Source organism: Neglectibacter timonensis (assembly GCF_900048895.1).
Taxonomy (GTDB): domain Bacteria; phylum Bacillota; class Clostridia; order Oscillospirales; family Acutalibacteraceae; genus Acutalibacter; species Acutalibacter timonensis.
Genome location: NZ_LT160640.1, coordinates 114,681 through 131,547, shown reverse-complemented (window position 1 = coordinate 131,547; position 16,867 = coordinate 114,681). Strand labels below are relative to the sequence as shown.

Annotated in this window: 16 protein-coding genes; all 16 read left to right on the top strand. The window is 56.6% G+C overall.

The features are described from left to right. Nucleotides 1–13 precede the first annotated feature (13 nt). The 16 genes from BN3911_RS09450 to BN3911_RS09375 all read left to right on the top strand — a co-directional run bounded on the left by BN3911_RS09450 (nt 14) and on the right by BN3911_RS09375 (nt 16,856). The gene (locus tag BN3911_RS09450; protein ID WP_187127719.1) at nt 14–1,615 is read left to right on the top strand and encodes a terminase large subunit; all 1,602 of its coding nucleotides are present in this window, start codon (nt 14–16) and stop codon (nt 1,613–1,615) included. A 19-nt stretch (nt 1,616–1,634) separates the two neighbouring features. Continuing rightward, nucleotides 1,635–3,014 (top strand): phage portal protein, encoded by a 1,380-nt coding sequence (locus tag BN3911_RS09445; RefSeq protein ID WP_009320807.1) that lies wholly within the window; start codon nt 1,635–1,637, stop codon nt 3,012–3,014. Then, complete coding sequence (locus BN3911_RS09440; protein WP_147578573.1) at nt 2,899–3,651, top strand: head maturation protease, ClpP-related; 753 nt, start codon at nt 2,899–2,901, stop codon at nt 3,649–3,651. Before BN3911_RS09445 ends, BN3911_RS09440 begins: the two co-directional genes overlap by 116 nt. A gap of 14 nt (nt 3,652–3,665) precedes the next feature. Beyond that, complete coding sequence (locus BN3911_RS09435; RefSeq protein WP_066864670.1) at nt 3,666–4,868, top strand: phage major capsid protein; 1,203 nt, start codon at nt 3,666–3,668, stop codon at nt 4,866–4,868. 18 nt (nt 4,869–4,886) lie between these two features. Further along, nucleotides 4,887–5,198: a head-tail connector protein gene (locus tag BN3911_RS09430; RefSeq protein WP_066864667.1), complete on the top strand. Its 312-nt coding sequence runs from the start codon at nt 4,887–4,889 to the stop codon at nt 5,196–5,198. Nucleotides 5,199–5,200: 2 nt separating this feature from the next. Continuing rightward, nucleotides 5,201–5,533, top strand: coding sequence for a phage head closure protein (locus tag BN3911_RS09425; protein ID WP_066864664.1), 333 nt, complete (start codon nt 5,201–5,203; stop codon nt 5,531–5,533). Next, nucleotides 5,526–5,957, top strand: coding sequence for an HK97-gp10 family putative phage morphogenesis protein (locus tag BN3911_RS09420; RefSeq protein ID WP_066864661.1), 432 nt, complete (start codon nt 5,526–5,528; stop codon nt 5,955–5,957). The genes BN3911_RS09425 and BN3911_RS09420 overlap by 8 nt, the downstream gene beginning before the upstream one ends. Continuing rightward, nucleotides 5,954–6,289, top strand: coding sequence for a hypothetical protein (locus BN3911_RS09415; protein WP_066864658.1), 336 nt, complete (start codon nt 5,954–5,956; stop codon nt 6,287–6,289). Before BN3911_RS09420 ends, BN3911_RS09415 begins: the two co-directional genes overlap by 4 nt. 102 nt (nt 6,290–6,391) lie before the next feature. Then, nucleotides 6,392–7,006 (top strand): major tail protein, encoded by a 615-nt coding sequence (locus BN3911_RS09410; RefSeq protein ID WP_066864655.1) that lies wholly within the window; start codon nt 6,392–6,394, stop codon nt 7,004–7,006. A gap of 14 nt (nt 7,007–7,020) precedes the next feature. After that, complete coding sequence (locus tag BN3911_RS09405; RefSeq protein ID WP_066864652.1) at nt 7,021–7,401, top strand: hypothetical protein; 381 nt, start codon at nt 7,021–7,023, stop codon at nt 7,399–7,401. A gap of 206 nt (nt 7,402–7,607) precedes the next feature. Further along, nucleotides 7,608–10,271, top strand: coding sequence for a phage tail protein (locus BN3911_RS09400; RefSeq protein ID WP_066864649.1), 2,664 nt, complete (start codon nt 7,608–7,610; stop codon nt 10,269–10,271). A gap of 15 nt (nt 10,272–10,286) precedes the next feature. After that, the gene (locus BN3911_RS09395; protein ID WP_066864646.1) at nt 10,287–11,063 is read left to right on the top strand and encodes a distal tail protein Dit; all 777 of its coding nucleotides are present in this window, start codon (nt 10,287–10,289) and stop codon (nt 11,061–11,063) included. A gap of 6 nt (nt 11,064–11,069) precedes the next feature. Further along, nucleotides 11,070–13,595, top strand: coding sequence for a phage tail spike protein (locus BN3911_RS09390; protein WP_066864643.1), 2,526 nt, complete (start codon nt 11,070–11,072; stop codon nt 13,593–13,595). A gap of 15 nt (nt 13,596–13,610) precedes the next feature. After that, on the top strand, nt 13,611–13,808 hold the full coding sequence (locus tag BN3911_RS09385; protein ID WP_066864641.1) for a hypothetical protein: 198 nt from the start codon (nt 13,611–13,613) through the stop codon (nt 13,806–13,808). After that, on the top strand, nt 13,801–14,385 hold the full coding sequence (locus BN3911_RS09380; protein ID WP_066864638.1) for a hypothetical protein: 585 nt from the start codon (nt 13,801–13,803) through the stop codon (nt 14,383–14,385). The genes BN3911_RS09385 and BN3911_RS09380 overlap by 8 nt, the downstream gene beginning before the upstream one ends. Next, a complete protein-coding gene (locus BN3911_RS09375) occupies nt 14,382–16,856 on the top strand; it encodes a glycosyl hydrolase family 18 protein (protein ID WP_341441375.1) in 2,475 nt (824 codons plus the stop codon). Before BN3911_RS09380 ends, BN3911_RS09375 begins: the two co-directional genes overlap by 4 nt. Nucleotides 16,857–16,867 lie beyond the last annotated feature (11 nt).

Genomic DNA, 16,867 nt, shown 5'->3' with positions numbered 1-16,867 from the left:
GGAGGTGGTGCCTATGCGAAAACTGAAGAAATACACGCCTACCCGGTTTATGGCGAAGACCTCACACTACGATAAGGACGCTGCCGATTTTGCAGTGATGTTTATCGAGTCTCTCAGCCATACCAAGGGCACCTGGGCAGGCAAGCCCTTTGAGCTGATCGACTGGCAGGAGCAGATCATCCGAGACCTGTTTGGAGTTCTGAAGCCCAACGGCTATCGGCAGTTCAATACGGCGTACATCGAGATACCGAAGAAACAGGGCAAATCGGAGCTGGCCGCTGCGGTGGCACTCCTGCTCACATGCGGCGACGGTGAGGAACGTGCAGAGGTCTACGGCTGCGCTGCGGATCGTCAGCAGGCGTCCATTGTTTTTGAAGTGGCAGCCGATATGGTCAGGATGTGTCCGGCGCTTAACCGGCGCGTCAAAATCCTAACGGCCACCAAGCGTATAGTTTACGCTCCTACCAACAGCTTCTATCAGGTGCTTTCTGCAGAAGCCTACAGTAAACACGGCTTTAATATCCACGGCGTGGTATTTGATGAGCTGCACACGCAGCCCAACCGAAAGCTCTTTGATGTTATGACCAAGGGCTCTGGCGATGCGCGTATGCAGCCTTTATATTTCCTTATCACGACTGCCGGTACGGATACAAAGTCTATCTGCTATGAAACGCACCAGAAGGCACAGGATATTCTGGCCGGACGCAAAATCGATCCGACCTTCTATCCGGTGATCTATGGCGCAGATGAGTCTGATGATTGGACGGACCCAAAAGTGTGGAAAAAGGCAAACCCCTCTCTCGGTATTACGGTCGGCATCGATAAGGTAAAAGCCGCCTGCGAGTCCGCAAAACAAAATCCCGCTGAGGAGAATGCTTTCCGGCAGCTCAGGCTCAATCAATGGGTAAAGCAGGCTATCAGATGGATGCCGATGGATAAATGGGATAAATGCTCCTTTGCCGTAAACGAGAATGATCTGGAAGGTCGCGTCTGCTATGGCGGTCTGGACCTGTCCTCTACTACGGATATCACGGCTTTTGTGCTGGTGTTCCCACCGGAGGATGAAGATGACAAATATGTGATCCTTCCATACTTCTGGATACCGGAGGAACAGATGGATCTGCGTGTCCGCCGTGACCACGTTCCCTATGACCTTTGGGAACGTCAGGGCTTTTTGCAGACTACTGAAGGCAATGTGGTCCACTACGGCTACATCGAGAAATTCATCGAACAGCTGGGTGAACGGTTCAATATTCGGGAGATCGCCTTTGACCGCTGGGGCGCGGTGCAGATGGTGCAGAACCTGGAGGGCATGGGCTTTACAGTCGTTCCCTTCGGTCAGGGTTTTAAGGATATGTCCCCACCGACCAAGGAACTGATGAAGCTGGTGCTGGAGGAGAAAATCGCCCACGGCGGGCACCCAGTGCTGCGGTGGATGATGGACAACATCTACATCCGCACCGACCCGGCAGGCAACATCAAGGCGGACAAGGAAAAATCCACAGAGAAGATCGACGGAGCCATCGCCACCATTATGGGGCTTGATCGTGCGATCCGCTGTGGCAATGATACGGGAGCTTCGGTTTATGACAGCCGGGGCCTTTTGTTTATTTGAGGAAGGACGGTGATCACATATGGGTATCTTTTCAGGGCTTTTCCGTTCCCGGGATAAGCCCCAGAATCGCACCACGGGCAGCGCCTACAGCTTTTTCTTTGGCAATAGCTCGGCGGGCAAGCGTGTCAATGAACGCTCCGCCATGCAGATGACAGCAGTTTATTCCTGCGTCCGTATCCTGGCGGAGGCTGTGGCGGGACTGCCGCTCCACCTCTACCGCTACAAAGAGGATGGCGGCAAGGAAAAGGCCATCGACCACCCGCTGTATCTGCTTCTCCACGATGAGCCGAACCCGGAGATGAGTTCTTTCGTGTTCCGGGAAACGCTCATGACCCACCTATTGCTGTGGGGTAATGCCTACGCCCAGATCATCCGCAACGGTAAAGGTGAGGTCATTGCCCTTTATCCGCTGATGCCGGACAGGATGACGGTAGACCGTGACAGGGACGGCAAACTCTACTACGAATACACGTTCAGCACGGACGATGCGCCCACAGTCAAGGGCACAGTCGTGCGGCTGAAGCCCTCGGACGTGCTGCATATCCCAGGGCTTGGATTTGATGGGCTGGTGGGCTATTCCCCTATCGCTATGGCGAAAAACGCCATCGGCATGGCCATTGCCTGTGAAGAATATGGGGCAAAATTCTTTGCCAACGGTGCTGCTCCTGGTGGGGTGCTGGAGCATCCGGGAACCATCAAAGACCCACAGCGTGTCCGGGAAAGCTGGCAGTCCACCTTCGGCGGCAGCGGCAACGCCAACAAGATCGCTGTCTTAGAGGAAGGTATGAAATATACGCCCATTGGCATCTCCCCGGAACAGGCGCAGTTTTTGGAAACGAGAAAGTTCCAGATCAACGAGATCGCCCGTATTTTCCGAGTACCGCCCCATATGGTTGGCGACCTGGAAAAGTCCAGCTTCTCCAATATTGAGCAGCAGTCGCTGGAGTTCGTGAAATACACGCTGGAGCCCTGGCTGGTGCGCTGGGAGCAGTCCATCCAGCGGACGCTCTTTTCCGCAGAGGAAAAGAAACAGTATTTTACCAAGTTCAATGTGGAAGGTCTGCTCCGAGGGGATTATGCCAGCCGCATGAACGGCTATGCTACGGCAAGGCAGAACGGCTGGATGAGCGCCAACGACATCCGGGAACTGGAGAATATGGACCGCATCCCTGCCGAGGATGGCGGCGATCTTTACCTTATCAACGGCAATATGCTCCCGCTTGGCAACGCCGGAGCTTTTGCAGATACACAACCGAACGATGACGGAAAGGAGGAAAACCCCGATGAAGAAGTTCTGGAAGTGGAAGAACAGGACGGTGACGAATCAGGAGAATCAGACGGAAACAGTGGAGAGAACGCTGTTCCTGAACGGCACCATCGCCGAGGAAAGCTGGTTTGACGATGATATCACGCCCCAGCTTTTCAAAGAAGAACTGATGGCAGGCTCCGGCGACATCACCGTCTGGATCAACAGCCCCGGCGGCGACTGCGTGGCAGCGGCACAAATCTACAATATGCTGATGGACTACAAGGGCAATGTCACGGTCAAGATTGATGGCATTGCGGCATCTGCGGCAAGCGTGATCGCTATGGCTGGTACCCGCGTACTGGTATCTCCGGTATCCATGATGATGATCCACAACCCTATGACCGTGGCAATGGGCGATACCGCAGAGATGCAGAAAGCCATCGAGATGCTTGGGAGCGTGAAAGATTCCATCATCAATGCCTATGAGATCAAGACCGGTCTCTCCCGCGCACGTCTCTCTCATCTCATGGATGCCGAAACCTGGATGGACGCGAGCAAGGCAATAGAACTTGGCTTTGCAGATGAAGTCATGAAACGCTCCGAAGTGCCGGAGGATATGGAGCCGCCTGCGGTGTCCATGCTGTATTCCAAAGCCGCTGTGGTCAATTCCCTCATGGATAAGATTGCAGCGAAGTGCAAGACCAACCCGAAGAAAACTGAAGACCCCAAACCCCAGGGCCGCTCCGTGGATAGTCTCTACGAGCGGCTTAATTTGATGAAATTTTAAGGAGGATAACGACTATGACTATTCTTGAACTGCGCGAAAAGCGCGCCAAAGCCTGGGAGGCCACCAAGGCATTCCTGGATTCCCATCGTACCGACAAGGGCACTCTGTCCGCTGAGGACGATGCCACCTACTCCCGCATGGAGCAGGAAATTACCGACCTGGGCAAGGAGATCGCCCGTCTGGAGCGTCAGGAGGCGCTGGATGCGGAGCTGAACCGCCCGGTAAACAAGCCCCTCACCGGCAAGCCCATGAACGGCAAGGAAACTGCCAAGACCGGCCGTGCCACGGATGAGTACCTCCAGAACTTTTGGAACATGATGCGCTCTAAGACTCCTATGCCCACCGTGATGAACGCCCTGCAGATCGGCACCGATTCCGAGGGTGGGTATCTGGTTCCTGACGAGTATGAGCGTACTCTGGTAGAAGCTCTGGAGGAAGAGAACATCTTCCGTCAGCTGGCGAAGATCATCCAGACCTCCAGCGGTGACCGCAAGATCCCCGTGGTAGCCACCAAGGGCACTGCGTCCTGGATCGATGAGGAGGGCGCATACCTGGAGAGCGATGATTCCTTCGGGCAGGTGTCTATCGGTGCTTACAAGCTGGGCACCATGATCAAGGTTTCCGAGGAACTGCTCAACGACAGCGTCTTTGACCTGGAGAGCTACATCTCCCGTGAGTTTGCCCGCCGTATCGGTGCCAAGGAAGAGGAGTCCTTCTTCACCGGAGACGGTACTGGCAAACCCCTCGGTGTGCTGGCAGAGACCGGAGGTGCAGAAGTCGGTGTGACTGCTGCATCCGCTACGGCGATCACTGCCGATGAGCTGATCGACCTGTTCTACTCCCTGAAAGCCCCTTACCGCAGAAACGCTGTGTGGGTGCTGAACGATTCCACTATCAAGGCTATCCGCAAGCTGAAGGACAACCAGGGTCAGTACCTCTGGCAGCCTTCCCTGACCGCAGGCGCTCCTGATCTGCTGCTTGGCAAGCCGGTACGTACCTCTGCGTATATGCCTGCCATTGCCGCAGACGCCAAGACCATCGCCTTCGGTGATTTCAGCTATTACTGGATCGCTGACCGCCAGGGGCGTTCCTTCAAGCGTCTCAACGAACTGTATGCCGCTACCGGCCAGGTTGGCTTCCTTGCCTCCCAGCGTGTGGACGGCAAGCTGATCCTGCCGGAGGCCATCAAGGTGCTGGCGCAGAAGTCTGCGGGCTAATGAGAGGAGGCGGCGGTGATGGATGCACTTCTTTCTAAGGTCAAAGCCAATCTCATCCTGGCGCATTCGGCGGACGATGAGCTACTGAAGGGCTACATCACTGCCGCTGTTTCCTATGCGGAGAGCTACCAGCATATCCCGGAGGGCTACTACTCAGAAAATACGATGCCAGCCACTACCGAACAGGCGGTGATCATGCTGGCATCGCATTTCTATGAGTCCAGGGATGGCTCCACAGGCGGCTTCTTCGCAGACAACACCAATGCGGCACAGCAGGTGTGGAACACAGTCAATCTTCTGCTGCGGCTTGACCGGGATTGGAAGGTGTGACCATGAGCTTTGGCAAGATGAACACCTTCATTTCCATCGTAGAGAAACAGTTTACTCAGGATGAGGACGGCTTCAAGACGGAAACAGATGTGACCGTGGCAGAGGTGCGGGCATACCGGGAAGGTCGGCATGGCAGTGAGAAATGGGCAAACATGGCGTCCTTCTCTACGGCCACCGATCTGTTCCGATTCCGAGTCATTCCAGGTGTGGAAATAACAACGGATATGCGAATCCTCTGTGACGGGCATACCTTCGAGATCACTTCTGTAGAGGATGTCAAAGGCAGAGGGATGTATCTGGAGGTACTGGGGACGGAGGTGAAAGCGGGTGGCTAAAGCAACATGGAAAATGCCGGAGGACTTTCTGATGAAGGTATCCCGGCTGGCGGATAAGACGGATGAGATCATCCCGAAAGTGCTGGAGGCAGGCGCAGAGGTCGTGGAGGACAAGGTGCGCTCCAATTTGCAGTCTGTCATTGGCAGCGGGACAAAGTATGACTCCAGAAGCACTGGGGAGCTTTTACGCTCCCTTGGCACTTCTCCCGCCCTGCAGGACAGGAACGGGGATTTTGACATAAAGGTGGGCTTTTCCGAACCCCGTTCTGACGGCGACAGCAACGCCAAAATCGCCACCATCCTGGAATACGGCAAAAGCGGCCAGCCTGCAAAGCCGTTTCTGAAGCCCGCCCGATCGGCATCCAAAAACGCCTGTATCAGCGCCATGAAGGCAAAGCTGGGCGAGGAGGTGGAGAATATTTGAGTTTACTTTCGGAAATCAAGGCAGCAGTCACAAACTGCGGCCTGCCTGTGGAGACTGGCGTGTTCTCCGATGAGCCGCCGGAGGAGTACGTGGTGGTCACGCCGCTTGCGGATACCTACGAGCTTCATGCCGATAATCTGCCGGAATATGAGACTCAGGAAGCACGGCTCTCCCTGTTCTCCAGGGGAAATTATCTGAAGCGGAAAAAGCAGCTTTCCAAGACCCTGCTTGCCGCTGATTTTACCATTACGGACAGACGGTATATCGGGCATGAGGATGATACCGGCTACCACCACTATGCCATTGACGTGGCGAAACTATACGGACTTTAAAGTATGAACGGCGTAACGGCGCGGGCGATAAAGTCAAATCAGCGCAAAAGCTGGTGCGCGAATTGCTCCCGGCGGCTCGCCGGTAGATTGGAGGAATGAGATATGGCTACCATTGGCCTTGATAAACTTTTCTATTCAAAAATCACGGAGGACGAGGACGGCAACGAGACCTATGCCACCCCTACATCCCTTGCGAAAGCCATGACCGCAGAGCTTTCCGTGGAGCTTGCGGAGGCAACGCTGTATGCGGACGATGGCGCTGCGGAGGTGGTGAAGGAGTTCCAGAGCGGCACCCTCACCCTTGGCGTGGATGATATCGGCGCAGCCGCCGCATCTGACCTGACGGGAGCGGTGATCGACCAGAACGGCGTCATCATCTCCGCCAGCGAGGACGGCGGCGCTCCTGTAGCCATTGGCTTTCGTGCAAAGAAAGCAAACGGCAAGTACCGATACTTCTGGCTGTACAAGGTGAAGTTCGGCATCCCTGCTACCAACCTGACTACCAAGGGCGAGAGCATTGAGTTCTCCACGCCCACCATCGAGGGGACGGTCATGCGCCGCAACAAGGTGGACGGCCAGGGCAAGCACCCCTGGAAAGCCGAGGTCACCGAGGGGGACGCTGGCGTGTCCGCATCGACTATCACCAACTGGTACCAGGAAGTCTACGAACCGTCCTATGCGGAAACCACTGCGGCCTCTCTGGACGGCGAAGGTTAAGGAGGATCTGAGTCATGGATGAAAGAACAGCGATGGTCACCATCGGCGGCGTGGAATATGAGATGCTTCTGACCACCCGTGCTACAAAGCAGATCGCCGGACGCTACGGCGGCCTGGAAAACCTGGGCGAGAAGCTGATGAAAGCAGAGAATTTTGAAATGGCGCTGGACGAGATTGTGTGGCTCATCACCCTTCTGTGCAACCAGCCCATCCTCGTCCACAACCTGAAGCACCCAGAGGATAAAAAGCCGGAACTGACCGCCGATGAGGTGGAGCTTCTCACCTCCCCGATGGAGCTGACCGACTACAAGGACGCCATCATGGAGGCAATGTACCGTGGTACCAAGCGGAACGTGGAAAGTGAGCCGGAGGGAAAAAACACGGTGGCCGGGTAAGTGACGAGGAGTTGTTTACCCGGCTTTTGTATTACGGCATGGCCCATCTGAGTCTCTCGCAGGATGAGGTGTGGCTCATGCCGTTTGGTTTGCTTATGGATCTCTGGGAGTGTCATAAGCAGTTTATGGGAATCGCAAAGCCGAAGCAGATGCTGACCATTGACGATGTGATTCCCTATGGAATTTAAGGAGAGGAGGTGCAGCCCGTGGCAGATAATTTCGGTCTGAAAATCGGCATTGAGGGCGAGAAGGAATTTAAAAAGGCCTTGTCCGAGATCAACCAGTCCTTCAAGGTGCTTGGCTCCGAGATGAAGCTGGTGTCCTCGCAGTTTGACAAAAACGATAAGTCCGTGCAGGCGCTTTCCGCAAGGAACACTGTGCTGAATAAGGAAATCGAAGCACAGAAAAACAAGGTGGAAACCCTGCGGGCTGCCCTCCGGAATGCCGCAGACTCCTTTGGGGAGAACGACCGCCGCACGCAGAACTGGCAGATCCAGCTCAATAACGCAGAAGCCGCCTTAAACAGCATGGAGCGGGAACTTTCCGATAATGAGCGGGCCATTGAAGCCTTTTCCCAAGAGGAAACAGACGCAGCGGACGCTACGGAACGCCTCTCCCAGGAGATCGCCCGGCAGGAGGATGCGCTTGCAGGGATGAAGCGTGCCTATTCCAATGCCGTGCTGCAGTACGGTAAAGGCTCCAGCGAGGCAAAGGAACTGGAGGGGCGCATCTCCCAGCTTTCCGGGGAGCTTCGGGAAAACCGGGAGCGGATGAAGGACGCCGGGGATGTGGCGGAGGATTTCGGTGATTCGCTGGAGGACGCCTCCAACGGTGCGGATAAATTAGGCTCCGGCCTTTCGGTTGCTACGGTGGCGATGGGCAACCTCATCTCCTCCGGTATCCAGGCGGCGCTAAACGGCATCAAGGAGCTTGGCAGCGCCATCTGGAACCTGGACGAAGCCACGGAGGAATACCGGGTAGCCCAGGGCAAGCTGACCACCGCTTTTGAAGCGGCCGGCTACAGCGGCGAAGCGGCGCAGAAGTCTTACAACGAGTTTTACAAGATCCTTGGCGATACGGATACGGCAACGGAAGCCTCACAGCTTTTGGCACAGCTTGCCCAAAACGAGCAGGACATCACCAAGTGGACAAACATTGCCGCAGGCGTTTACGGCACTTTTGGCGATGCCCTCCCCATCGAGGGCATGATCGAGTCCGCCAACGAGACCGCTAAAGTGGGTGAGGTCACCGGCTCCCTGGCGGACGCCTTAAACTGGGTGGGCATCAGCGAGGACGCCTTCAACGAGAAGCTGGCGGCCTGTTCCAGTGAAAGCGAAAGAAACCGTCTCATCATGGAGACCCTCTCCGGGGCCTATGACGAGGCGAGCAGCGCGTTTTACCGCAACAATGAGGCGCTGGTGGCTTCCAGAGAAGGACAGGCGCAGCTTGACGAGACCCTGGCAGGGCTTGGGGAAACCATCTCCAATGTGAAGAACAGCCTCCGGGCGGAATTTCTCCCAGCAATCTCGGAAGTCATCTCCGCCTTTACCGACATGATAAACGGCGTGGATGGTGCGGATGAAGCCTTCGCCGGGGCCATTACGGGGCTGGTGAACACGGCGGTTTCCATGCTGCCGCAGTTTGTAAACACCGGGATGCAGATGCTGACCTCGCTGCTTTCCGGCATTATCCAGAGCCTTCCGGCTGTGATGGAGGGCGCGGCGCAGATCATTGTCACGCTGGCCCAGGGCATCGCGGCGGCGGTTCCTACCCTGATTCCGCAGATTGTCCTTGTGGTTACCCAGATTGTGCAGACCCTGATCGAAAACCTGCCGATGATCCTGGACGCGGCGCTGCAGCTGATTCTGGGACTGGCGCAGGGGCTGCTTAATGCCATCCCGGTCCTGATTGCGGCCCTGCCTGCCATCATTACGGCGATTGTGGAGTTTATCGTGGGGGCGATTCCACAGATCATCAATGCCGGGATACAGCTATTGACCTCGCTGGTTTCCGCGCTGCCGGAGATCATCACGGCCATTGTGGCGGCGATTCCGCAGATTATTGACGGGCTGGTGACGGCAATCCTCGGCAGTATCCCCCAGATCATTGACGCAGGCGTGAACCTGCTGATTTCCCTGATCCAGAACCTGCCGACCATCATTACCACCATTGTGGGGGCGATCCCGCAGATTATTTCCTCGCTGGTAAACGCCATCTTAAACAGCATCCCGCAGATCATCCAGGCAGGCGTGCAGCTATTTGTTTCGCTGATCCAGAACCTACCTACCATCATCGTGGAGATCGTAAAGGCGGTGCCGCAGATCATTGCGGGGATTGTGAATGCCTTTACCTTGTCTATGGGGCAGATCGTCAACATCGGCAAGAACATCGTGCAGGGGCTGTGGCAGGGTATCCAGAGCCTTGCCGGATGGATCTGGGACAAAGTCTCCGGCTGGATTTCCGGCATCTGGGACGGGATCTGCAGCTTCTTTGGCATCAACTCGCCCTCGAAGGAAATGGCCTGGGTGGGCGAGATGCTGGGCAGGGGCCTTGCCGGCGGCATTGAGGACAGCGCCGGTGAAGCGGTCAACGCCGCAGAGGATCTGAACAACGGCATCCTGGGCGTGATGAACGGCCTGGCTGCGGATATGCAGTCCGCAGTCCCGTCAAACTTTGCCTTTGATACAGCCGGGACAGTGGGCACCGTGGCCGGCGGCATGGGCGGAACGGGCGGTTCTTCCTTCGGAACCCTGATCACCATCCAGCAGATGATCGTCCGCAGCGAGGATGATATCCGCAGGATTTCCCAGGAACTTTACAACCTGATCCAGACCGGCTCCCGCGCCCAGGGTCGGTTCAGCACAGCATAAAAGGAGGTGCGGCCTGTGGGCTTTTCGTATAACGATATCACATCCAAGAGCATGGGCCTAAAGGCAAGGCTGACCTCCTGGCAGGTCAGCGGAAATTTGCGGAACTTTACTACAACGGTCCCCGGCAAGTACGGTGTGACGGATTTCGGCGCGGATTTTGACTACCGGGAGATTGTGGTCTCCTGCAGTATCTTCCCCAGGCACAGTTTTTCCGCCCTGGTTTCCACGCTGGACGATATCGCTGCGTGGCTCGACCCGGTGGGCGGCTTAAAGCAGCTCGTCCTGGATGATGTGCCAGACCGGTACTTCATGGCAAGACTGAACGCGGCGGTGGAGTGTGAACGGCTCCTGCGCTCCTCCGGCAGTTTTGATTTGACCTTTTTCTGCCCTGACCCCTTTGGCTATGCCATCGAGGATGAAAACTTTTCTGTCACGGCGGCGGGCAGTCACACCATAACCCGTCATACCGGGAACATGGAGTCGAATCCCATCTACCGCATTGAGGGAGAAATTACCTCCGGGGCTGGAAACTATATCAGCATTACCACCAACGGGCAGGAATTAAAGATCGTTAACGCCACCCTTGCGGCGGGCGAAACGCTGGTGGTGGATACCGACCGCATGACCGCCTATGTGGAGGATGAAAACGGTACTACAGTGCGAAACGGGCTGCCCTATCTGGAGGAGCTGAATTTTCCCACGCTTTCTGTGGGCGACAACACAGTCTCTGTGGCAGCGGCAAACGCTGTATTTACGGGGCTGGAAATCCAGGCAAGGAGCAGATGGAGGTGAGCGGCAATGGCACTGAAAACGATACTGAACAAACAGACGGACTTTACCGGCGAGTTCCCGGAAGAATGGGCAAAGGACGGTCTGTGGCGGTTCAATGAATCGGACCCGGATGAGAACGACTGCCTTTTGGATTCCTCCGGCATGGGGCGGGCGGCATACATTAATAACTGGAGCGGCACCAGCGCATCCCTTTCCGCAAACCGTCTGGGGAATTACTTCCGCATGAACATTGTGAACCCATCCTCCGAGCAGAACTATCTGAAGGTGACCAATGATGGCAGCATTTTCGCAAGCCTTGGGGCAAGGATTGTCTGCGGCGGCTGGATGAACCCCACCACCTATTCCGTGGGGAATACCTACTGCCCGATTTTTAACACCCGGTACGGGCCGGGGCAGCCAATCTTCTACCTGTCCCTCATCCGGGGCAATCCGAGGATCATGCTCTATGACGATACCGGGTCTTTGATCCTGGACGAGTCGGTGGACCCGCCCTTCTCCTTGGTCAACGGCGGCTGGTACTTTATCGCCTGCCTGATCGAGCCGGATAACAAAACGGCGCAGTATGTGGTGGGCGACCGGGGCAGCGGCACGGTGTGGGCGTCGGAGGTGCTTTCCTTTACCGGGGAACTGAACCGCTCCTGCACGGCGGATTTGATTCTGGGGATGCACGCCGACTCCTATTGGTACGCCGGAGGGCTGGACGATTGGTTTTTGGACTGTGACACCCAACTAACCGCAGAGGACCTGGAAAACTACTTCCTTTCCTCACTCTGCGCCAACGGCGGCGATACTTCCGGGGATGTGGATGGCATCACGGAGCCGGGGGCGGTCACGCTCCGGGCATCAAGCGGCGGTTACCCTTCGGAAGGTGTACTGACCACAGCGGCGGCAGACTGCAATCTCTCCGGCACCGGGCGTGTGTCTGTGACCAGCGAGTACATCTCCGGTGCCACGGCGGTTTCCCTGGTGGAGACTTCCACCAGCGATGACCTGGAGGAATGGAGCGATTGGGCGGCAGTCCCTTCGGACGGGAAACTGGCGTCCCCCAACCGGGCGTATATCCGGTTCCGGGTAACGCTGACTACCACAGACACCTCCCGGACACCGAAGCTCATCGATATCCGGCTCTATGACATCCCGAAAGCGCCCTATGAGAAGATCGGCTATGCCCGTCCGGTGGTGCTGGACAGTAATGGGGCATGGGAGGCGGTGCTGGAAAACGCCTATGACATCATTGTGACCAGCGAGATCAACGGCGAGGACACCCTTTCCTTTAAGATCCCCTACCGGGACGGCAAACGGGGGTATATCGACAGTGAGAAGAAGATCCAGATCGTGGATGATGTGTATAAGGTACGGACAGTTACCGACACCAGGGATACGGACGGCAGTGCCGTCACAGAGGTGTACGCGGAGGCGGAGTTCTATGACCTGACCTTCTCTGTCCGCAAGGAGGAACGTACCTTTGAAGCGGAGTACCCGGAAACGGCGATGGCATACGCCCTGGAGGGGACGGAATGGAGCGTCGGTACGGTGACGGTGCGGACACAGCGCACCTGGACCAGCACGGAGAAGAACGCTTTGTCCATCCTTCGGAATACCGCAGACCTCCACGGCGGCGACCTGGTCTTTGACTGCCCGAACCGGCTGGTGCATCTGCTGACGGTCAACGGCAAGGACAGCGGCGCGCTGTTTGCCTACAAGAAGAACATGAAATCCATCCAGCGAGTGGTGGACACCAGGGAGCTTGTGACCCGGTTGTACGCCGTGGGCGCGGAAGGGATGACCTTCGCGGACATCAACGGCGGAAGGCCCTATGTGGAGGACTTCACCTACACAGACGAGGTGAGAATCTCCACCCTGGACTGCTCCTCTTTCACGAATCCCTACCAGATGAAAGAATATACCGAGATGCGGCTGGCGGATTACGCAAAGCCCACCATTTCCTATGTGTTAAACGCGATGGACTTATCCGTGCTGACGGGCTACGAGCATGAAGCCTGGGAACTGGGAGATTACGTCCGGGTGGAGGATAAGGAGTTGGGGCTTTCGGTCACCACAAGAATTGTCCGCCGGGAATACAACCTGCAGGAGCCGTGGAACACGGTGCTGGAGCTTTCCACCACGCTGAAGAACCTGGGCAGTTCCGCCAGTGAATGGGACAACGCGGCGGATTCTCTGGAAGGCACCAGCATGGTATCCAACAATGACATCCGGGAGATGGTCCCCTTTAACCTGCTGCGGAACTCCCGCGCCGATGACGGGCTTGCCTATTGGGTCAGCTCCGGCTTTGAAGCGGACAGCGAAAACGGCGCGTCCGGCACGGCTTCTTTCAAGGCAGAGGGTGTGGCCGGCATGACCAAGAGCCTGTCCCAGACCGTCTATCCCGCCAACCGCTCCAGCTACACCCTGTCGGCACAGATCGGCTCGGAAAATCTGGAGAAGTTAAGCGAGGATTCCCAGGTGGGCATTGAAGTGGTGATCGAGTATGAGGACGGCAGCACGGAAAGCCGGTTCATTGATTTGTACTGATGGAAGGAGAACGGCATGGCATATTTATCTTCAACTTCTGCCAGGATCGCGCCGGAGAATTACTCCTCCAGGGTCAAGTCCATCACGGTGCGGGTGTGCATGACAAACTGCACCGGGACGCTTTTTATCACGGACATCCTCCTGCAGGCGGGGTCCGTGGCGACGGGATGGGTAGGCCATCCCTGCGAGATGAAGTGGACGCTGGATGGGTAAGATCGCTTTTATCCGGCTGGCGGAGGTCATTAACCGAAAACAGGATATGCGTGTCGTGAGCGTCACCGTGAAGCCTACCATCGCGGATTGCTCCGGCACGATCTATTTTACTGACCTGATGCTCCAGGAAGGTCCGGCGCTGACGGGATACACGCCCCATACCGAACCCTTCCTCCAAAAGCTGCGTGAGGATGGAGTGATCAAAGCTCCTGTCTGGTTCAACGGCGTGGTGCGGGGCGAGGAAACGGTCATCCTCTTTAACCTTGGGGAGACTTCCGCTGGGCTGGATGTGCATTTGTACCCCAAGTCCGACCTGGAAGCGGGGGCGGTTTCCCTCTGCCAGGGCGTGGGCGGCCAGAAGGTATCCTTCCCCAACGCCGTCCCCGCCGAAGCGGACCTTGCTCTGCTTGCCAGCACACGGCAGTGTACGAAGAACGGCAGCCCGGAGAAAAAAGAGGGCTTTTACCAGTACAGCGCCGCCTGGGATTCCAAGCATAAGGTGACGCTCCCGGAAGGGAAAACGGCGAGGGTGCTGTTTGAGATGCAGGAAATGCAGGATGGAGGTGAGCCGATCTGATGGACACACTGAAAGGCAAGCAGATCATGGTATGGACGTTCATGGGCAATGCCCGGATGTACGAAGCCCTCCGGGACTATGGCGACCGCATCAGCCAGATCGGACTGTTCTCCTTTAAGGTACGGGCCACCGGGGAGATTTACGAGAGCGGTGTGGCGATTTCGGATATGCTCACCTACATTAACAAGTGGCCACATATCAAGTGGCTGCTGACGGTGGCAAATGACGGGGCGAACAGCATCTTCCGCGCTCTGCGAGACAACACAAACGGGGCGCAGGAGATGTTCCTCTCAGAGATCGTCCGCATCATGGAGAAATACCCCTGGTGTGACGGCATCGACATCGATCTGGAACGCGGGGACGGCTATTCCACCCATGCCGCGTCAACCGCCATGTTCCAGAACATCTACAATACGGTAAAGAATTACGATGCCACGAAGCACATGAATATCTGCCTGCCGGGGATGACCAGCGTCAACGGCTCGGTGGGCGGTGAGAACTGGTGTGTCTACGGTGACCTCGATGCCTACTGTGACACGGCGTCTATTATGAGCTACGGCATGGCCTGGGCAGGCTCCGCGCCGGGGCCGGTTTCTCCGAGAAGCTGGCTGGAGGGCATTTACGATTACGCCACCGAGGTCATGGACCCGGATAAGATTTTCCTGGGAATGCCGGCCTACGGCTGGAACTGGCAGATTTACGATACGCCGGAGAACCTGGGCGAGACCTACCGGGGCGTTTCCAACACCTACTACGCCGCAAGGTACTGGATGACGGGAGCGTACAACTTCACAGGTGACGCGCCGCCCCAGCCCTTTCTCCCTATCGTGGCCTATTGGGATGATTATGACAAGGTGCCTTACGCCTTTCCCCATGTCTACGATTACATGGAAGGAGCGGACGCAGTTTCCCGCGAGTACCCTCAGCTTGCGGACACATACAACCGCAGACGCTACCTGACTGCCTACGGCAAGGAGCAGAAAATCGAGTTCGGAACTATTTTCATCGACCGGGACGCTGACGGCTACTCCAGCGCGTCCGGAATTGTCTCCATTGAAAACGGCATCGCAACCCTGGGCGATAACGGCACGGTGACCTACAGTTTTACGGTGAACGCAGCGGGAACTTACGATGTGGCGGTGCGGCTCTGCTATCCCTTCTGGGATAAGAACGGCATCTATGTGGCCCTGGACGGCAGCAGAAAACATTTCACGGAGAGCCGCCTGTGGTGGCCGTACTGGCGGAGTACATTCTGGACGTCCCTTGCGGAGAATGTAACGCTTTCTGCCGGTACGCATACCATTACGATCTCGGTGGATGTCAAAGGCGTGCAGTTTTACGGTTTCCGTGTCTGCTCCAATTTTTCTGAGGAGCCCTCCGCCGGAGAAGCCACCTTTGCCCTTGCGCCCAGGAGCTTTAAGGATGTGGACGGCAATATGGCTGTACCCGATAAGGGCTTTAAGCTGACGCTGGAGATGCTCCGAAGGAAGCCGGACTCGGCGCTCATCTGGTATGAGGACTTCCAGGATTACGGCGTGCTGGAGACGGACTACTGGACGGTGCGCTCCGGCTCCTTTGAGGTATGGCGGTCGGATGAATATTCGATGGAGCGTGTCTACTCCCAGCTTGAAGGGCATGGGGAGCTTGCGTGGCAGTATGACGGCTTTTCGGAACTGCATCTGCGGGCCAGGCTGGCTTTCCCGGCAAACGGCAGCGGCAAGGCGGGTGTGTTCTGCGGCAGCCTGTTCTGCTGCTTAAACTATGATACTCAGGCGGTGGAACTATACAATGATTCCACACTCCTTGGCAGCTACAGCCAGGAGATCGCAAGGACTCCATCGGCAGATCTGAGGGACAACCCCTCCATGTACACGGTGGAGATGCGTATCCGTGGAAACCGGGTGCGGGTGTATTCCGGCTCCTCCTATACCCTGCGCTTTACGGCAACGATCAGCGGCTTTTCCGGGGGCTACGCCGGGTACCGCTCGGACAACACCACGGTCTGTGAACTTCTGCGTCTGGGAGACGCCTGGACCTACGAGCCGTATGAGCGGTTTGATGTGGAGATGCCGGACGGCAGCTTTAAAAGCTACGGAAGGATCAGCCGTTCCAACTGCACCTGGGATGAGGAGTTCCAGGTGTTCACGCTGACCTCTGATGTGGAGGAAACCTCCACCCGGAGCGAGGAAATCTCCCTGGATTATGACTTCTTCCATTCCGACCTTTTAGAGATTTCCTGCGGCGGGAACTACACGGCGAAGGTCATACCAAAGGACATCAACATCTGGATTTCCCGGCTGTTCCTCGGAGACGCGGACGGTTTCTCCATCCTCTACTACCAGGACGTGGATTCTCTGGTCTACTGGGCGAACCAGGCGGCGTACCGCTGGAAGCTCCGGGGGATGTGTATGTGGTCTTTGGGGCAGGAGGATATGCGACTGTGGGAATGGCTGCCGAAGCAAACAGAATAACTTACGGGAAC